At 40.6% G+C, this 20142-nt stretch carries 16 protein-coding genes; 7 read left to right on the forward strand and 9 right to left on the reverse strand.

What is annotated here, in order from left to right; all coding sequences use genetic code 11:
* Positions 1–31: 31 nt before the first annotated feature.
* From EZ444_RS19835 to EZ444_RS19855, 5 genes are all read right to left on the reverse strand, one after another.
* Complete coding sequence (locus EZ444_RS19835) at positions 32–520, reverse strand: DNA-deoxyinosine glycosylase (protein WP_131610893.1); 489 nt, start codon at positions 518–520, stop codon at positions 32–34.
* 147 nt (positions 521–667) lie between these two features.
* Entirely contained in the window at positions 668–1030 is a 363-nt protein-coding gene (locus EZ444_RS19840) for a DUF1801 domain-containing protein (RefSeq protein WP_225874779.1), read from the reverse strand.
* Between the two features lie 374 nt (positions 1031–1404).
* Entirely contained in the window at positions 1405–1998 is a 594-nt protein-coding gene (locus EZ444_RS19845; RefSeq protein WP_131610894.1) for a dihydrofolate reductase family protein, read from the reverse strand.
* A gap of 109 nt (positions 1999–2107) precedes the next feature.
* Positions 2108–2845 carry an MBL fold metallo-hydrolase gene (locus EZ444_RS19850; protein ID WP_131610895.1) on the reverse strand — a complete coding sequence of 246 codons (738 nt, stop codon included), beginning with the start codon at positions 2843–2845 and terminating at the stop codon, positions 2108–2110.
* A 42-nt stretch (positions 2846–2887) separates the two neighbouring features.
* Entirely contained in the window at positions 2888–3586 is a 699-nt protein-coding gene (locus EZ444_RS19855; protein WP_131610896.1) for an alpha/beta hydrolase, read from the reverse strand.
* A gap of 134 nt (positions 3587–3720) precedes the next feature.
* Here EZ444_RS19855 and EZ444_RS19860 point away from each other — a divergent pair, with 134 nt between their 5' ends.
* The 7 genes from EZ444_RS19860 to EZ444_RS19890 all read left to right on the forward strand — a co-directional run bounded on the left by EZ444_RS19860 (position 3721) and on the right by EZ444_RS19890 (position 15119).
* Positions 3721–4788, forward strand: coding sequence for a DUF2652 domain-containing protein (locus EZ444_RS19860; RefSeq protein ID WP_131610898.1), 1068 nt, complete (start codon positions 3721–3723; stop codon positions 4786–4788).
* Complete coding sequence (locus EZ444_RS19865; protein ID WP_131610899.1) at positions 4785–6500, forward strand: hypothetical protein; 1716 nt, start codon at positions 4785–4787, stop codon at positions 6498–6500. Before EZ444_RS19860 ends, EZ444_RS19865 begins: the two co-directional genes overlap by 4 nt.
* Positions 6501–6598: 98 nt before the next feature.
* Positions 6599–7165 carry an RNA polymerase sigma-70 factor gene (locus EZ444_RS19870; protein ID WP_225874780.1) on the forward strand — a complete coding sequence of 189 codons (567 nt, stop codon included), beginning with the start codon at positions 6599–6601 and terminating at the stop codon, positions 7163–7165.
* Positions 7166–7239: 74 nt separating this feature from the next.
* Complete coding sequence (locus EZ444_RS19875) at positions 7240–8436, forward strand: FecR family protein (protein ID WP_131610900.1); 1197 nt, start codon at positions 7240–7242, stop codon at positions 8434–8436.
* A 214-nt stretch (positions 8437–8650) separates the two neighbouring features.
* Entirely contained in the window at positions 8651–12151 is a 3501-nt protein-coding gene (locus EZ444_RS19880; protein ID WP_225874781.1) for a TonB-dependent receptor, read from the forward strand.
* Between the two features lie 12 nt (positions 12152–12163).
* Entirely contained in the window at positions 12164–13594 is a 1431-nt protein-coding gene (locus tag EZ444_RS19885; RefSeq protein ID WP_131610902.1) for a RagB/SusD family nutrient uptake outer membrane protein, read from the forward strand.
* Between the two features lie 10 nt (positions 13595–13604).
* Entirely contained in the window at positions 13605–15119 is a 1515-nt protein-coding gene (locus EZ444_RS19890; RefSeq protein WP_131610903.1) for a TlpA family protein disulfide reductase, read from the forward strand.
* Between the two features lie 66 nt (positions 15120–15185).
* On the opposite strand, the gene EZ444_RS19895 is transcribed toward EZ444_RS19890, so the two are convergent.
* From EZ444_RS19895 to EZ444_RS19910, 4 genes are read right to left on the reverse strand one after another with little or no spacing between them, the layout of a single operon-like run.
* Positions 15186–16379, reverse strand: a complete 1194-nt coding sequence (locus EZ444_RS19895) for a TlpA disulfide reductase family protein (RefSeq protein WP_131610904.1) — start codon at positions 16377–16379, stop codon at positions 15186–15188.
* Between the two features lie 3 nt (positions 16380–16382).
* On the reverse strand, positions 16383–17897 hold the full coding sequence (locus EZ444_RS19900; RefSeq protein ID WP_131610906.1) for a PKD-like family lipoprotein: 1515 nt from the start codon (positions 17895–17897) through the stop codon (positions 16383–16385).
* Positions 17898–17901: 4 nt separating this feature from the next.
* Positions 17902–18696: a DUF4843 domain-containing protein gene (locus EZ444_RS19905; protein WP_131610907.1), complete on the reverse strand. Its 795-nt coding sequence runs from the start codon at positions 18694–18696 to the stop codon at positions 17902–17904.
* Between the two features lie 17 nt (positions 18697–18713).
* Complete coding sequence (locus EZ444_RS19910) at positions 18714–20132, reverse strand: RagB/SusD family nutrient uptake outer membrane protein (RefSeq protein ID WP_131610908.1); 1419 nt, start codon at positions 20130–20132, stop codon at positions 18714–18716.
* Between the last annotated feature and the right edge of the window lie 10 nt (positions 20133–20142).

Consider the following 20142-nt stretch of genomic DNA (forward strand, 5'->3'; position numbering starts at 1 on the left):
TTTCAACATGCCCATACAAAGGATCATTTAATTAAGAATGTTTGATTAATTTCCAGTCGGCCAACTTCTGTTCAAATGTTTTCCATGTGTTTGCGCTACTTGGAGAAGGCAATGTATAATATGATTTATTAGGAGATTTGAGAACATACCTACTATAAAACGCCTCTGCCTTCTGACTTCCAAAGAATACTGTTTTTATTTCTGGATACGAATTATAAAATAACTGAAAGTCATTCGCTTCCTCGTTCAATATATTGTTATCGGAGCTCCCCTTACATTCGCAGGTTTTTAAAACATCCCAAAGCGCAATACCATTGTCAAGCAATAGCTGCTTCCTGATTTCATAATCCTTTGAAAATGGTTGGTCAAAAAGAGTGAATATGATTTTCCAAAAATGATTGCCAGCATGCCCATAATACTGCTGCAACTTTAAGGATTTCTCACCTGGCATAGTTCCCAAAATAAGGATTCGGCTATTCTTATTTACGATTGGAGGAAATGCTAACTTTAAATTACTCATATGAAACTCTCGTAATTCGACACTCAAAAATATGGGATTTTGTCTAATGTCAGCTATAAAAACAACAGAAATTCTCTTTGTTATAGATTTATTCGTTGAATAAAAATGCCCTGCTCAAAAGAATAGGGCATATAATACTACCGCCTCTTATTTCTCCATCAATTCAATCCACGCATTCACCATTTTTTCAATCAGTTCTTTATTTGCGGTTACTTGTTCCATGGAATAAAACTTTGCATAAACTTTTCCCTTCGTGGCTTCTTCAAGGAAATCAGATTTTATATTAAGTAACTCTCCTTTGTGAAAGATAAGTGCCACATAATTTTTAATCCTGGGGTTGAAAGTGGCCAGATCCTCTTTGTAAAAAAAGCTCGGGCCTCCCCACTTTACGTCTTCTTCTATTTTAGAATTTGCATTGACAATGATTGCTCGGACTGCTTCCATTTCGGCTTTCAAGGGGTGTTCAAGCTTAGACATAAACTCTTTTACTTTCTTAGTATTGCTCATCATTTTTAATATTTAATGTTAATATCAAATATCAAAGTCTTTATTGCTTCAAAGGGGGTGCAGAAACGACAATTTAATGGGTTGATTACGACTGTTATCCCAAAAGAGGTCGCTGATAAACAAAACAATTATATCATCCCACTTTTTTTGAATTCATCCGTACAAAAAGAAAAATGCAATTATGAATAAATTTTTCAGAGCTGTCTTCGCCGCATGGGGCGCCAAGAAATTGGGAGGCGGCTGCCTATCCACCATTATTATATTTATCCTGATCTATACCCTACTCGGTAAATGCAATAACAACGCGCGCACAACATCTCAGCAGCCCAAACCTTCAGTAGCTCTCTGCAAATAATATAACAAGAATTACTGAAGTTTTAAGCCGCAACAGTACCTGTCTTAACTTCACCAGCCCGCTTGTAATTGGCCATAATCACTCCGCTTGGACTAACAACGCTCTCCACTAAACTAAATGCTGCCGGAATCGCATCATTGTTAAACAACCTTTTTCCTTTACCAAGAAGCACAGGGTGAATATTGAGCCAAAATTCATCTACCAGATCATGCTTCAATAGCAGCTGAACGAGCTCACTGCTACCCCAGACTTTAAGGTCAGCCCCTTCTGAATTCTTGAGTTTTTCTATGTCTGCCACGCTTGTAAGGAACACGCTGTTTTTCCAATCCGACTTTTCCATGGTATTGGATATAACATACTTTGTAACCTCATTTACACCTGGCCAATAGTCGGCATGTTCGGGCCAATAACCCGCAAAGATTTCAAATGTTTTTCTGCCAAGAAGTAAATCTGCAGGTTCCATCTGTTTTTGCATGAGTTGACCAGAAACTTCATCAGCATAGGCTGCAGTCCAACCGCCATAATTGAAACCGCCAGATGTATCTTCCTCAGGTCCGCCGGGTGCTTGCATCACTCCATCCAAGGTGATAAATGATAGAACAGTTATTTTTCTCATAATATTGATGTTTTATTAAGATATAAATTTCGTCAATTAATATAGTGTCAGTGCTGTGTGGATACGACAATCATGCTGGGTTAACGCGACATAAATTATTCTAAAATAATCACACCATCAATGCAAATCCATCGCTCAGATATCCTACTTTTAGTTGATCAAGCTTTTCCAGCATCTCTTGGTCAAAGTGAGTCAACAGCATCCGTTTACAAGAAAATTCAGGGAGCCGCATTTCCAATTCCAGATAATTCATATGTCCCTTTGCCTGCGTGCCGAAAAAATTACATTCACAAATAAATACATCAGCTTTATCACTTAACGCCAGTAGGGTATTAGTCCAAGATGTATCCCCAGAATAAGCAATCACCTTATCTGAGATTTCAATCCGAATCCCATGAGGTAAAGCTTTTTCAGAATGAATCACCGGAAGAGCCCTCAAGTTAAAATGTTCCAACTTTAGCACTTTATCTGCTGCATATTCCAGAAAATCTACGTTTAGTTTTTCCAACACAGAAGTTCCGGGGTATAGCAAATCTAACAAGGCACTGATTCGATCCTTCCCCCCCGGAGGGCTGATGATTTGCATTTTTTTCTTTCTACCATGTATCGCCGCATCCAAAAGCAAAAAAGGCACTCCACCATAATGATCACCATGGAAGTGACTGATGACAATTGCATCAATATCATTGATATTGATTCCATGATGCTTTAGTCCTGGCAAACTACTTGCTCCGCAGTCGATCAAAAACTTGCTTGTTTCTGTCTTCACATAAAAACAAGTATTCAGTCTACCACCGCTGCCAAATGCATCACCACAGCCAATAACTTTTAAATATACCAAGCTCATTTCTATAAATTTAAAAGTTCTTCCACTTCCAACATGGAAATCCTATGCATATACACTTTCAGCTGCCCTGACAATCATATCTGCAACTATTTCGGGTTGCGACATGAAAATAACATGGCTTCCTTGAACCTCTTCTACTATTGTATTTGAACGACTGTACATGTTTCTCTGAATATCCGGATTGATGCTCTTATCCTCAGTTGCAATCAGTCCATAGGAAGGTTTAGATCTCCATGCAGCATTTGTAATCGGGGTTCCAAAGCCCTTTGCATAAAAAGCCCCCTGAGACGCACACATAAATTCGGCTTCACTGGCATCTATGTCCGCACAGAAACCTTCATGGTACTTATCTTTATCATAGTAAACGATTCCCTTTTCATCTGGTGGCAAAACACCGTTTTCTGGTGCTGGTGGCGCACTTTGCAGCCATTGTAAAGCTGTTTCTCCGTTATCCGGCTGGAATGCCGCAATATAAACGAGTGCTGCCACATTGGGATGATTACCAGCCTCAGTAATCACAGCTCCACCCCAGGAATGGCCAGCAAGAATAGCAGGTCCCCCAATCCGATCAAGCGCAACATGTGTAGCCAGCACATCATCCTCCAGGGAGGTCAATGGATTCTGTACAACTATTACATTGAAACCTCTTTTTGTCAATTCGTTATAAAGTGCTTTATAACCAGAACCATCAGCGAATGCGCCATGTACTAACACAGCATTCTTAACATTTGAATTTTCCATCGTTTTAATTTTTGTTTATGAATGACATACAATACAACGATGACTACGAACTGTTTTCAGAATCTTTAAAAACAGATCCAATAATCTATTCTGATGTTTGGCTGATGGTTTATTGTTTGTAACTTTAAGATGAAATGGAAACGAAAGGTCTGCTTTTTATCCCTGACATCAGTGGTTTCAGTCGATTTGTAACAGAATCAGAAATTAACCATAGTCGGATGATCATACAGGAATTGCTTGAATTGCTCATTAATGCAAATCAAATAGGACTTGAAGTTTCCGAAATAGAGGGTGACGCTATTCTTTTTTACAAATTTGGCGAACCACCACAGCTTAAAGAATTGTATAAGCAGGTGGAAAAGATGTTTTGCCAATTTCACAAAAATCTTATGGCTTATGACCGACGGAAGTATTGCCAATGCAAGGCCTGTATTTCCGCTGCCAACCTTTCCTTAAAAGTAATCACACATTATGGTGAGTTTACGGAGTACCATGTGAAGAATTTCAGTAAGCTGATCGGTAAGGATGTTATCGTTGCACACCAACTTTTGAAGAACGACATAGCGCAACATGAATATTGGTTGGTGACCAAAGACCTTCTGCACAATCACCCTTTGGCTGATTTTACCGGATGGATGAATTGGAATGACAGTATAAAGCAGACTGAATCAGGAGATATACACTTTCATTATACACAACTGAGCGAGTTAAAAAATGAAATACATGATGACCCTTTACCCCCATTAAACCTCTCTGATAAAAGAAAAATACTCAGTGCTTCCAGCTTATACGAAACTGACATCATTACCCTATTTCATATTGCAGGTGCATTTGAATACCGTCACCTCTGGTGGGAAGGTGTAGAAAAAGTAGAGGAAATTAATCACTCCTTGCCACGGGTGGGTATGCAAAGCATATGGACATTAAATAACGGAAAAATGCTTTACTATTCCAGCAGCTACTCCTATACTGATGACAAGGTTGAATTTACTGAAACCGATGAAAAAGGAGATCAAGTGACTTACTTCACCCTGGTAAAAATAGCAGACAATAAAGCAAAACTCATTATAGATGTTTATAAAACCCGAAATTGGCTTACAGATTTTATTTTAGGATCATCAGGTCAAAAAAAAATGGAAGCTACGCTTAAAAAGTCATTAGAGAATATCATTCCACTGTTAGAAAAGATGCCGATATTATGAAAACAATACAACTGCTTTTTATATGCTGTCTCTTTTTTTCTGGCGGCGATAAATATATCCAAAAGCCTTCCTATCCATTGGATTATAGCAAGGCAATTGTAGCGACATGTGGTTCATCATCTCCCACAGAAAATATTGGTACAGCGGATAACGGTAAATTTATGATGCATCTGCCAGGCTGGGGACACTATTCTTACCAAATATCGACGACTAGCGACAGCGCGCAGGTTTATTTTGATCAGGGGCTAACTATGTATTATAGTTACCATATGAAGGAAGCGCTGGCTTCCTTTAAAGAAGCAGCCAGATTTGATCCCAATTGCGCTATGATCTATTGGGGTCAGGCATTGGCTATGGGGCCTTACTATAATTCTGCCCACACTTACCTCATTCCTAAAAATATATCAAAAGTTTTAAAACTGATGAACCAATCTGCCGGTAAAGCATCTGCAAAAGAGCGGGACCTGTTGAAGGTGATGAGCCTCCGATATCCATCCTCAGATGCTGATACTGTAAAAACGAATCTAAACGCGGCGTATGCACAAGGTATGAAAGGGCTCATGTCCATATACCCGGAGGATGCAGACATTAAGGCGCTATTTATAGATGCAGTGATGCTGATCCATCCCTGGGAGTTCTGGAACAACGATGGATCGGCGAAAGAATGGACACCTGAAGTGGTAAATTTGTGTGAAACTCTATTACAGGAAAACCCAAAACATCCTGGTGCTTTACATTATTATATACATTTAACGGAAGCATCACGTAAGCCAGAGGTTGCCCTGGCCAATGCGCAGCTGCTGAAAGATCTTTTTCCGGGCGTAGCCCACATGGTTCACATGTCCAGCCATGTATACCAAAGAAACGGCCTTTATGCGCTGGGCGTAGCGGCAAATGACAGGGCCGATGCGAGCCTTGTGCGTTATGATTCACTGGCCAGGCACCTTTCGCTTAACAAACATTCGTCGCATTATTTTGCAGTACAGGCTTTTTGCGGTCTGACAGGTGGAATGTATACTAAAGGAATGCAGGATGCCATAAAGTGCAGAAAAAGTGTTGCGCCAATTTACGAGGATACTTATGCCCAATATTTGTATATGATGCCACTCTTTACCCAGGTAAGGCTTGGTAAATGGGATGAGCTATTAAAAGAGGCTGTTGAGCCCGATACCCGCTGGACCTATGCAGGGATATTGGATAATTTTGCCAAAGGACTTGCATATGTGTATTCAGGCAAGCCGAATATGGCAAGAGAACAGCTGGTTCAGTTGCGTACTAAAATGACAGATCCCATTTTAAAAAAGAGGCGCATCCCTTTTAATACGACATTGCAAAGCGCGCAGATTGCAGAAAACATTTTAAATGCCGTTATTTTATTTGATCAGAGAAAGAATGCTGCCGGTATTAGCAGTCTCAATGAGGCCATAAAAATAGAAGATGAAATGATTTATGCTGAGCCGATGGATTGGCCACTTCCTGCAAGACAATTTTTAGGGGCCTACCTTTTAAAGTTGGGGAAACCGGCGGATGCAGCGCAGGTTTACAAAATGGATCTGGAACTAAACCCAGGAAATGGCTGGTCATTACTGGGGCTGTATCAAAGTTTAAGTGCCCTGCGTAAAGTTGAGGCGTTGGCGGAATATAAAGCCGCTTACCTTAAGGCGTTCTCTGGCGCAGAGCAGATTCCACCGGCCTCGGTTTATAGCAGATAGGGTTTATTCTGATAGAGATGTGATGCGTTTTTAGCAATTTGTTGACAAGGGACAGGCAATCCAATATATTTTTAGCTAAATTTACACTACGGGAAATCATGATGGATGCTTATTGTTCATATTCGGATCAGGAACTTACTGCTTTTTTAAAAAATGGGGATAAGTCTGCATTTACGGAGATTTATAACAGGTACTGGAAAAAAATGTTCGCGCTGGCTTGCCAGAAAATAAATGATCCGGAAGAAGCCAGAGAAATTGTTCAGCAGATTTTTATCCGTCTTTGGGAACGTAAAGATAAACTGGAAATCAATAACACTTTAGGCGGATACCTTTCTGTTTCTGTAAAATACAGGATTATTAATGCCTTGAATATGCATTACGTGCGTAAAAACTATATCGATAATTTACCGGCATGGTCAGAACTGGATGATTCTACACAGGAATGGCTGGACTTTGAAGAAGTAAAAGAGCGACTGGCTATACTTGTTTCAAATTTACCCGAAAAATGCCGTATTGTATTTGTCATGAGCCGTGAACAGGGGCTTTCACAAAAAAAGATTGCAGAAACCCTCAATATATCAGAAAAAACAGTGGAAGCACATCTGAGTAAAGCCGTAAAATCTTTAAGAACAGGGCTCAGAAGCTTCTTTTTAACACTTTTATAAATTAATCATATTTTTTTTCTTCGGGACTAAGGGATTCGATCTTCTGAACTGACATACTAGTAAAGGCTCAGGAAATGGATCAAAAGAATACACAAGAGAGATATGAATACCTCGCTTCGGCATGGAAAAATAAAACAATTACTCCTACGGAAGAATCAGAATTATTTGACTGGTTAAATCTGTCAGAAGAAATTGTCGTAAATATCCCTGCGTCATTTGCAAATTCTGAAACCGAACTTAAAAACCAAATGTATGACTATATAGATCAGTCATTATGGACAAATAAACAGGACAAAAAACGCAAATTATGGCCAAAATTAAGTATTGCAGCTGCTTTACTACTGTTAACTGGCGCTTCGCTTTTGTTCTATTACTCCCCTGCCATCCAACACCTTTTTAATTCAACCGCTTCTTTGAATAATCATATTTCTACCGGCAGCAATACAGCGACCTTAACGCTTGCAAATGGAAAAAAAATAAAATTATCAGAGGTAGCTGCAGGACAACTCAGTACTGAGGCCGGTGTTTCAATCAGCAAATCCAAAGATGGGAAATTGATCTATTCCGTTTTGGAGCGTGAGAATAAGGTTAATGACACTATTCGATTAAATACACTTTCAACAGCCATTGGAGAAACTTACCAGATACGTTTACCTGATGGAACAATAGTCTGGCTAAATGCAGCGTCTTCATTAAAGTATCCTGCAAATTTTGGTGTAGGATCTAAGCGTAAAGTTCAATTATCTGGCGAAGCCTATTTTGAGGTGGCAAAGATAGAACGGAAAAATAAAAACTCCCTGAGCGAACGTGTACCTTTTATTGTGGCCACAGGCAAACAGGAAGTTGAGGTGTTGGGTACACATTTTAACATCAGCAGTTATCAGGAAGAATCTACTGAAAAGACCACATTACTTGAAGGTGCCGTACGGGTATCCTTGTTAAACACCCCGTCTAAAAATGTAAATCTCCTCCCCAACCAACAGGCGGTATTAACTGCAGGCAAGCTTTCGATGTATGACGTAGATGCCGCAGAGTCGGTAGCCTGGAAGAATGGCAAGTTTACATTTGACCATGAAGAGATCAACAGTATCATGCGTAAAGTTGCAAGATGGTATAATATTGAGGTAGTTTACCAGGACAATCTAGAGGGGGTTAAATTAACTGGGAGTATTTCCCGCTTTGAAAACATTAGTAAACTGCTGGAAATTTTGGAAAACACGAAGCAGGTACACTTTAAAATTGATGGAAAACGCATCATCGTGAAAAAATAAAATCAACAAATCATAAATAAACCTAAACCCAAACCAAGACTATGTGAATAGATTTACTAAACAGTTAATTAATCTGTAACGGGTAAACCGCATTAAAAAACCGTAAAGTGGTTCGACGCACTTTACGGCTAAAAAATCTGAGTTAACCCTTCCGGCATAGCCGGAAAAACAATGAGCTATCAACTTACCGTTTTAACCCAAACTAAACAAAAGTATGAATTTAAATGCTTTTAACCTAGGTAAGCTACGCCTGTGGCTTCCACCAAAATTACTATTGATTATGAAAATGATCATCATTATCATGACGACCTGCTTACTACAGGTAAGCGCAGCCGGCTTCGCACAAAGAATTACTTTGTCCGAAAGAAACATGGCTTTGGAGCAGGTGCTTAAGAAAATTAAACGACAAATTGGATTTGATGTACTTTATGGCAGCAATCTGTTGGATCAGTCTGCCAAAATAAACGTGAACCTAAAGAATGTACCCTTGACAGATGCCCTGGACAAAATTCTTGAAGGACAAATGCTCAACTATGAAGTGAAGGAAAAGACCATCATCATCTCTAAAAAAATGCCTTCTATACTGGAACGGGTAATAGATGTCTTTCAAGCCACAGAGATCAGGGGGCATGTTTTAGATGAATTGAATCGTCCGCTTACCTCTGTTAACGTACGAATCAAAGGCAGCAAAAAAAGCGCTATTACAGGGCCAAGTGGCGAATTCCTAATCACAATACCTGATGATGGAACCATCCTCGTATTTTCTTGCGTGGGTTATATATCCCGGGAAATTCCCGCAAAGAAAAACATGATCGTAGTAATGGAGGCGGAAACCAATAAATTGAACGAAATGGTAGTGGTAGGTTATGGAAGTATCCGTAGAAAAGACCTGACCGGCTCCGTTGCCTCAGTGGACATCAGTGAAATTAAAAATGTTCCATTCGCGACTGTCGATCAGGCCCTATCCGGGAAAGCTTCGGGGGTTCAGGTAGTGCAGGCAGACGGATCGCCGGGAGGTGTAGCCAAAATACGTATTCGGGGAGGAACTTCCTTGATGGGTGGCAACGACCCATTATATATTATTGATGGGATACAGGTACAAATTCAGAACAGGTATCAGCAAAGTGCAGCAGAAATTCTAAGCCCGGTAGAAGGTTATGGTCCAAACGCCAGTCAAACCATTTCAGGTTCATTTGCACGCGGTCTAAACAGCCTGGGTGGGCTGAATATCAATGATATTGAAAGTATTGACATCTTGAAAGATGCCTCGGCAACTGCTATTTATGGTTCAAGGGCTGCAAATGGAGTGGTTATCATCACCACAAAAAAAGGCAAGCAAAATCAGAAACCTATTTTTGAAGCCAATTATTATGCAGGATTGAGCAGTCCCATTAAGGAGAAACTCTTAAATAGAGATCAATATATTATGATCATGAAAGAGGCTGCCAAGAACCTGAATGCTGCAAGAGCAGCATCGGTTCCGGCGCTTACACCTGATCCCACCGCTACCAGTATTTTAACCAATCCCAATTTTCTGGGCACAGGAAATACCGACTGGCTGGATCTTGTGCTACGTAATGGCATTACCCAAAATGCTGATATTGCGGTAAGAGGTGGCGGCACAGGTTCCAGATACTATACTTCATTGGCCTATAATAAAAATAACGGTACAATAGTCGGTACAGATTACACCAGAATTGCTGGAAAAATAAGCCTGGATAATGAAATTAATAGCAGGCTGCGTATCAATACCAATTTGGATTACGGTTTTAGTACCAATAACCTCACCAACGGTATGTATTCCCAAGCCCTGTTTGCTCCACCTACACTAGATGCCTATAATGCGGATGGTAGTATAAAAGTAATCAGCGCAAATGAGAATGGCACCTATGGCTTTGAAGGTTATCAGAACCCTTTGCTGCTGCTTAAAGGTATCAATAAATCTAACAGCATGACCTTGCTGGGCTCTTTGTCGGGCGAATATGATATCCTAAAAAACCTGAAATTAAAGTCTACCGTGTCGGTTAACTATAACAATTACCGCCAGACTAATTACGTACCGAGCACGGCTCAGATTTCGGGAAGTGGAGGTTATGCAAGTGGTTCAAAGAATGGTGTTGCAACACAGGCGCAGTCGCAAAACGTAGACCTGTTTTATGAAAACACGCTGACCTGGGACAAGCAGTTTAATGAGCACAACAGAATCAATATACTTGCAGGAACTTCCTGGCAAATTACCAGAAGCAATTCATTTTCAGCCAGCGGGCAGGGTTTTCCAGACGATAATTACCTGAACAATCTTTCGTCTGCAGCATTGACGTTGCCATCTACCGGTATCTCCGGCCAAAATTCACTGCTCAGTTTTTATATGCGGGCCAATTATGCCCTGTATGAAAAATACCTCTTCACTTTCACAGGTCGTTCGGACGCCTCATCTAAATTCCCTGAACACAACAGGGTTGGTTATTTCCCTTCAGGAGGGGTTGCATGGCGTATTTCTGAAGAAAATTTCCTAAAAAATGTAAAATGGATCAGCGAGATCAAACTAAGGGCAAGCGCCGGGTATACCGGTACGCAGAATATTGGTGACAATCTGTTCTATACACTATATTCGCCAGTATCTTACGCTGGATTAAACGGCCTTGCTCCTACTCAACTTGGTAATGATAAAATTAAATGGGAATCTACCCTGCAGAAAGATGCTGGTATTGATTTTGCTTTTTTCAATTCCAGATTAAGTGGTGGGATCGGATATTATGAAAAATCTACTGAGGGCATTTTGTTTCCGGCAACTGTGGCCCGCAGTTCAGGTTTTACAGGTGTAACTGCCAACATTGCTGACATCAGGAACCGCGGACTTGAACTTTCCTTACGTGGTGATTTTATCCGCAGCAAAAGTATTCAGTGGTCAGGCACCTTCAATATATCGGGTAACAGGTCTAAAGTACTTGCCCTTTCCAATGATTTTTCTGACCCCTCTAATCCGAAGATCTACACCTATGGAAACAATGTATTGAAAGTAGGTGAACCCCTTGGCTTACTATGGGGCTACAAATTTGATGGGTTATTGCGTACACAGGCAGAAGTGGATGACTATAAAAGTAAAAACCTTTTTGCTCAGTTTGGTCAATATCCATATATGGGAATTGGCGACAGCCGTTATGTGCTGGATCCGGCTACAAAGTTCAATAAAAGCGATATTATTGGTCGTGCCGAACCAAAATATTACGGAGGATATACCAATAGCCTGACATACAAGAATTTTAGTTTGATCACACTAGCTACTTTCTCTTATGGGGGTGATATTTATTACCTGGCCGATGTTCAGAATGCCGACGCAGGTACCCGCACCAATAAGGGGATAAGGATCCTGGACAGATGGACACCTGAAAACCAAAATACGGAAAGGCCAAGGTTGATACTAGGTCAGGGTACCGCCGCGAATGGTGCGAGCAACAATGTATACGACGCTTCCTTTATCAAGTTGAAATCTGTAACACTGAGTTATCAGCTTTCTCCGTCACTAATGAAAAAGCTAAAAATGAATACCGCTTCTGTATATGTTTCGGGAACCAATTTATTAACGATTACCAATTACCCGGGAGCCGATCCAGAGGTCAGCAATGACCCCTATAGCCTAATTGGCGGGTATAGTGATGCAGGAGGATATCCTACCGTTAGGCAATTTAGTTTTGGACTTCGTTTTGGATTTTAAAAAAGCATAAACATGAAAACAATATATAGATATATCGTGCTGGCCATATTTATCGTGAGTAGCCATGCATGTAAAAAAGAACTTGGTGCTTTGCCAAAAAACGCCAAAGTTGATGCCAATACGATTTTGGATCAGGGGACCGCACAAATCGCGTTAAATGGTGCTTATTACCGGTTTGCCAACGCAACAGTAGTTAAAACAGGTTGGCAAAACCATCAGATCATCCCGCCAATGTTAGCCGGCTACATGGGCATGTACTCAAGTGTTTTACCCGAAGAAGAAAACCGTAACGACAGGGTGAGCAGCTCTTGTTGGGCAGAATCTTACATCTTACTAAATGCTGTAAATGGGGTAATCAGTGGGGTGAAAGCTTTACCAGATGAGAAGTTTACCGGAAATCGTAAAAAAGAAATCATTGCAGAAGCACATTTTTTAAGAGCATATGCTCATTTTAAATTGCTTACTTTTTATGGAGAGTGGTATAAGCCGGAAAGTTCAGCAGGTGCCTTGTTAAGGGATGAGTTATCTACCCTAAGTAACATTCCCAAAAAGAGAAGCAGCGTAAACGAAAGCTATGATTTTATCCTGACTGACCTCGATGATGTCATTGCGAATGCACCCGCTACCAATCCAAATCATTATGTAACTAAATGGGCTGGCATGGCCCTAAAAATGCGTGTATTGATGAGCAGAGGTACTTCGACAGATTACGGAACCCTAATTACCTTGGCTAATTCCCTGATCCAGGATAGCCCTTATAAGCTTGAAGCCATAGTAGAAGATGTGTTTCATAAAAATGGATTGAGCAGTAAGGAAGTGATACTTGGCATTAAACCACAGGCTAACCAGGAAAAGGAAACTTATAGTACCAGTGCGCAATACTGGCCTGGAGCATCGTCATTATATGTGGCTAGAACAGCATTAAAAACAACATATGACAACGACCCACGCCAAAGTTGGATCATCGGCAGTGTGAGACCAAGACCAGCTTACTATTTCTTTACCAAGTACATGAAGGAAAACGGTGTATCTTCCCCCCTTTCGGAAACTTATTATGCGCTGCGGTTAACAGAAGTATATCTTTTAAAAGCAGAGGCTATTGTACGTTCGGGCGGAAGTTTAGCTGATGCAAAAATAATGGTCCATCAGGTACAAGAAAAAGCAGGAATAACCCTTACGGCTAATAGTACTCATTACAATGCCGTTGAAAATGCGAATACTGCTCAGACCTTATTGGTAGAAATATATAAAGAAACGGTAAAAAGCTTGATCGCTGAAGATGGGATGGAATGGATGGCCTTGCTTCGCTTGCCTTTTGAGACGGTAAAACAGTTTAAACCGACCATTACCAGTCAAGTACAATACATTTTGCCGATACCTAAAGATGAGTTTCTATACAACCCAATTTTCGGTGATCAAAACCCTGGATATTCAAAAAATTAAACGATAAACGATGTTTAAAAATATAATAAGCGTTTTGGTGCTGCTACTGCATTTATCGGCAGCAACCTTCGCCCAAGACAGCCCTCAACTAGATAAAACCGCCTTGCAAGCCTGGCAGGGTTCCATAAAGGACCTGACAACTCGCGAAAATGAAATTTACTCGGCCTTGAAAAATGCAGATGAGGCGCAGGAAGAAAAGCTTGAACTGGAACTGAAAGCCCTGGCCGATAAAAAACTGCAAAGAAAAGCAGCTTATGTTACAGCTAATCCAAACAGTAGTTTCAGTGTCAGCCTGGTCAGTGATGAACTACTTTTTATGGGAAACTATGAAGATGGTAGTCTGCTTTTCAGCAAGCTAGATGGGGCAATCAAACAGAGCCCAGCTGGAAAAAAAATTGAAGAAAGACTCTCAATTCTAAAACGAAGCGCCATTGGAGAACATATGCTTGACTTTAAGCAAAATGATATGGAAGGCAAACCGATGAAATTTTCAGATTTTAAAGGAAAATATGTACTTGTTGACTTTTGGGCCAGTTGGTGTAAGCCATGCAGGGCTGAAAATCCAAATGTGCTTAAGGCTTATGAGCAATATAAAGATAAAGGGTTTACTGTTTTGGGTATTTCTCTTGATGACAAAGCTGAAAGCTGGAAAAAAGCTGTAATGGATGATAAGATGCCATGGACCCAGGTGTCAGATCTGAAAGGTTTTAAAAATGAAGTATCTACCTACTTTGGCATTCAGGCCATCCCCAGTACATTACTGATTAATCCTGAAGGTATAATTATCGCCAAAGACCTCAGAGGAAAAGCATTACATAGAAAACTTGCTACACTATTTGAAACAGCAGAAAGCGATAAGACGCTAAACGATTCTATCAGCAAAATGAAAAGGCCTGAACGTTTAAAGTGGATCAGTGATTACATCACCACACATCCCGAATCAGCATCCGGTGCATATTTCCTCAGTGAGTTCCTCAAATTTGATTATCAGACCACTTTGGAGCAAAAGGAGGAGTTGTTAAATAAATTTAGTGCTGCGGCAAAACAATCAGAATACTACATTCCAATGGCTGCAGCATTGAGAAGGAAAAAACAATTGCAACCGGGTAATATGGCACCTGATTTTACTTTGCGACAGGCAAATGGCAAACCGCTTTCACTTTCTTCTACCCGAGGAAAATATGTATTGATCGACTTCTGGGCAAGCTGGTGTGTTCCCTGCAGAAAAGCCATACCGCATTTAAAAGAAGTATATGCAAAATATAAGTCAAAAGGCTTTGAAATTATTAGTTTGTCTGGAGATCAGATGGATGGCAGCTGGAAAAAGGCCCTGGATATAGAAAAAATGCCATGGCTACAGCTTGTGGATGATTTTCCTGGTAAATTTTCACCATCCCGGGTTGGTAGTATGTATGAGGTGAACTTCCTTCCTTTTTACGTATTACTTGATAAAACAGGAAAGATACTGGTCTACTCTGGAAATGAAAAAGAAGTGGAAGATAAACTGGAAAGCTTGCTAAATTGATTTCTTGCAATTTTAAGATTAAATAGAAAAAGCGGCTATGCCGCTTTTTCTATTTAAAAATCTCTTTTATTTTTCGGACAATATCTGGGCGACCATATCGTCCAGATCTTTTGCTTTTGCTTCGCTGCTACCTACAAATTTCTTGATGATAATGCCATTCTTATCGATCAATATTTTAGTCGGATATGCCTTGACATTATATTTTTCGGACACAGATAGTTTTCCTATTTCTCCTTTTTCATTTAAGACATTGATCCAGCTCATCTGATCCTGATCTAATGCTACTGTCCATTTTTTATAATTTTCTTCGGGCTTTCCGAGTTCATTCGCGACACCTAGAATCTCGAATCCCCTGTCTTTATATTCCGCATATAATTTGCGCAAGTGTGGATGGGTTTGGCGACATGGAAAGCACCAACTGCCCCAGAAATCAAGCAATACCAGTTTACCTTTGACTGAAGCCAGACTGACTGCTTTACCATTTCTATCTTTTAAGATAAAATCAGGAGCTGCAGCACCAAGGGCCGTTACTTTTGAGCTTTCTATACGTTTTGCATAGGCCTGTCCTTCATCTGAAGCTTTTATTTCTGGTTGGAACTGCTTAAACAAAGGTTCTATTTCTGCTGGTTCTAAGATCGATTGGGTATACTCCCTTAGCATGTCCAGCGCTATGCCGGATTGTGGATGGCTAAACAGATATGCCTTTTTCACTGAATCTATCTGGAAATCAATTTTAGATCTTTTCTTTGTATAGTTAACTATCCCAATGCTATCTTTATTTTTATATGCCGGATCACCTTCTTCTTTATAAGCTTTACTGTTCGCAGCATAATATGGATCTAATTTAGTCTTCAATTCTTGCCTGTCGTCATCAGCCTTTGATCCCTTAACGACGGTGCTGTTTAGTTTTTGAGCAGCATTTGCACTGAGCTTTCCTTTATCCATGTAAAATTCATGGACATAATCTTTTAGCATGCGTGTACGTGCATAATATGTTGCTACACTATCCGCAACTTTTAGCTGAATTACTGCTATGGCAGGGTAAGAGATTAGGCCTTTGAAGGTATAGCTACCATTGATCAATTTTGCACTGTCTTTTATCTCTATGCCATTCTGTTTAAATTTCAAATAAATGGTTTGATCTACGGCACGCTTGTAATCAGACACCTGACCTGTTAATGTGAAGGGCTTGCTCATCTGTGCGACGCCAAATATTGGCGCAAGCATAAGCGCAAAAACGTATATATATTTACTTTTCATGGGTTATCTTTTTTCTTTATAGAACATGCTTGTTATTTTTGCAAAGCCCGAATAGGTTTTAACGGGGCTGCCCAATGCTCCTGTTGGAGAGACATCAAACTCATTTATTTTTCCTTCGGCTCCGTTATAGGTTGATACATACAGTTTCCCTGTTGTTCTCAGAATCTGATAAGAGGTACTGGATTCTGCTACCCTACTGACAGAGAACTTCATATCCGTAATTTGTTCAGCGCCAATTGCTGTATAAGCTATTGTTGCGGTGTTGGATTTATAATCATATACCATTACATTATTTCCGGAAACATAATAAATATGCGGAAGTTGTGTAGAACCTGCAAAGATTGTCGCAGTGCTCATCGCTGCAGCTACAGGAATTTCCGCATAGGCCGCTGCTGCTTTTTGTGTGCCTATTGGATAGATCTGATAGAAATACATTTTTCCAAGGTCATCCTTCATTAGCCAGTTGTAATAAGCATACTGGTTAGAGTAACAGGCATATACACATTTTTTCTTTACGTTATTCGGGTCAAATGCCCCTGGACTTAACATATCTGTACTGTAGGTATTCAATTGGCCTACGCTGCCACCGGTAAACCAAAGAAAACGTCCGTATTTCTGATCATAACAAATGAAGTTTGCGGTAATTGCTGGGGTGTTTGATTTCCCTGCGGTTGTAGAGGTGATGAGGAAAGGTGCTACTTCATAATCGCCAAGTAATGCACCATAAAAACTAGGTGTACTCTCACTTGGTGAACCGAACTGGACTTTGCCATTTACCAGTGCATAAATGGCATTTCCGCTCCAATATCCCTGAATTGCCGATAACTCTACCGGTGCAGATGGAGGGCTTGCTAATAGTCCAGAAAAAGGACTGGCATCCTGATAAGTTTCAGGATCCAATTGCATGGTAGTCCTGCCGGGAGCAGATATGAACACGTAATATGGTTTTTGGATCGACTCTCCTCCTTTGAAGTAAAAACCCGTCAACTGGCCTACAGGCGTAGGAATGTAGCTGCCTTTGTTAGCCTCACTATATAGGTTTCTGTAAATTTTTCCGTCAAGCCCCAGATGGCTGATGTCGCCTCCTTCTGGTTTTTCTTCCAGTACGACAATACCACTTCCAAACCTAGATGTAATCGTAACGTGGGTTTGAACCGTCGAAGTTATATTCGTACTGACATCTTTTACTACATACATCAATGTATAACCGCCCAATGGCGCATTCATGGCAACTTTTAGATCCTTTTTATCAGAAAGCTCAATTTTAGGCCCGAAAGCATCGCTGAATATATACCAGCTATAGGTATATGTACCATTAGTCACATTTTCTTGTGTCACTGTAGGGGTAATGCGAAGTGTATCATTCAGCAATACATCTGTATTGTCAGCTGTACTCAACGCAGTAATTTCAATTTCATTGATTGGTTTTAAATCATAGTTGCTCTTGTCTTTCATACATGCTGCAAATAGTATGGAAAGCATCAAAACGCTTAGTAATGATAATATATTAGATTTCATTTTCTTATAGTTTAGGGAAGGTAACCTGATTGCCTGTTTCGTCGATCATTGGCCCATTTATTTTTTCATACTCATATAGTGCTGAAACAAGTTTGGCATAATAAATATACATCTGTTCTAACGTAGGGGCTTCAGCACCATCACGAGCCCTCGGTCCCCAGACTATTCTTCCTGTCATGTCAATTATGTATCTGTATTTCGTGGCACTATAGGTTCCAAAAAAGAGTTTAAACCAACTACCTGTGGCATCCCAGGTATCAGGTTTTAAAAGCTGATCACTCAATTTGATCAGGTAACCGGGCACATACGTACCGGCAGGTTCTCCGGAGAATGTACTATTGGTCTTGGTATTCACAATTTCGAGGGGAAACTCAGCACTGGTCGCAATTTTCAGATACAGCCTTACCTGCTTCGCTTTGAGGTCTGCTGTTCTTTTGAGGAGAATAGGAACCCTCCCGGTGATTTCATTTGCTTTAATTTTGGTCTCCAGTATTTGATAGTGTGTTCCGGCAAGCGCCGTAGTTAAACTTTCGTCCACTTTTAGCGGTACTGTACGGTCTACCGGAGACATGTTACCCGAAATTTTCACAGGAATGTAGATGGTATCTAACATCAGTGTACCGGCCTTTTCGGCAAAGGAATAGCTCGTGCTGTCTTTAACTCCAACAATTTTTTCCTTGTCAATATAAATACCCGCCTTATCTTCATACCTCAGTTCTTCCTTTTTGCAGGAAGCCATGATGAGCAGCAAGAAGATGGAGAGGAATTGAATTTTATGAATGTGAAATATAGTTTTCATTTTTCGTTGCTTTAAGGTTATCTGTTACCAAATTCTATTTCAGTGTCAGGTAGTGGAAACACATAGGTGGCGGCGGTCATAGTTACTGCCGACCTCGGGACCGGAAGTGTTCCCAAACGTTTGTAATAGAAGAACAATTGTCCTTCGGCATAAAACTCTTTGATGTACTCTTTAGCAATTTCCTGCATTCTGATCGGCTCAGTAAAAGTGGAAGTCAATGCTGGCAGTCCGCGATTTATCCTGATTTCGTTAACCAGGGTTCTTGCTTCTGTAAGATCCGTGGTAGCTTCGGCGGCTATATAATACATTTCTGAAAGCCTGATTAAGGGTACCTGATTACTGAGCTGCAGGTTGGTAATCCCATCCTGCCAGAACTTGCTGCTATATGCGAATCCATTAAATGTTCTGATATGATACAGGTAACGGTAATCGGTAGAACCCGCCTGAGCAATATCAAATACCGTATTCATGGTTGCTGTAGTCAGGAAGAAAGTAGAACTCTGGAAAGTTGTATTTCCTTCCAGACGGAAACGGATGTCTACAAGCGTTTTAGTTAAAGGCAAATTCAGTGCAAACACATGCTCGGTAGAGAAGGTTCGGTCCTGGTTAGCCGTCAGGTTAAAAGTATTACGGTTTACAAAGGGGAACTTTCCGGAAGCGATGACTTCCTTTGCATATTGGAGCGCCTTTACTTTATCGCCTGCGTACAGGTAGATCCGTGCTTTCAGTGCTTTTACTGCCCAGTAGTTAAAGTGATTACGTGTATAGTTGGTAAACTCGTCGGCACTTGCCTCTGTGTTGTATACGATTTCAGGATATACAGATAACAGTTGTTCTGCTTCATCCAGATCTTTCAAACAAAGCGCAATGACCTCGGTAGTGGTGCTTAATGGGCTTAGCTCTTTGCTAAATGTTTTAATATATGGAATGGCTTTTACTGAGCCTCCATTTACAGGAACAGGTCCAAACATACGCAGTAAATCAAAATGCATGTATGCCCTTAAACCCAAAGCCTCACCTTTTACCAGGTTATAATGGTTTTTCAGGAATATACCTTTGGCCTGGTCTACGTGGTCAAGGATATTGTTTACTCCACCTATGGCTTTGTACATATTGCCCCATATCGTTGCTATGGCTAATTTTACCACAGGAGCTGTATAATTGTATCTGGCATGTTCCAGCATGGGATGACCAGTAGCGGTGGTTTGATAGTTCTGTCCCATAGCACTGATGGTGGTCATCGTCAGGTTGTCTGCATAGAGCCCAGTCCCCATTTGTAGGTAAGAGCCCAGTAAAGCCTGATTGAATCCCGCTTCGGTACTGAACATTTCGTCCTGAATCACCTGGGTGCCGGGTTTTACATCAAGCCATTTTTTGCAGGAGGAAATCCCCGTTGCAAGGAGGCAGAATAGTAAGATATATAATGGCTTTTTCATAAAGCTATAG

Origin of the sequence: Pedobacter hiemivivus, assembly GCF_004331685.1 — a bacterium.
Taxonomy (GTDB): Bacteria; Bacteroidota; Bacteroidia; order Sphingobacteriales; family Sphingobacteriaceae; genus Pedobacter; species Pedobacter hiemivivus.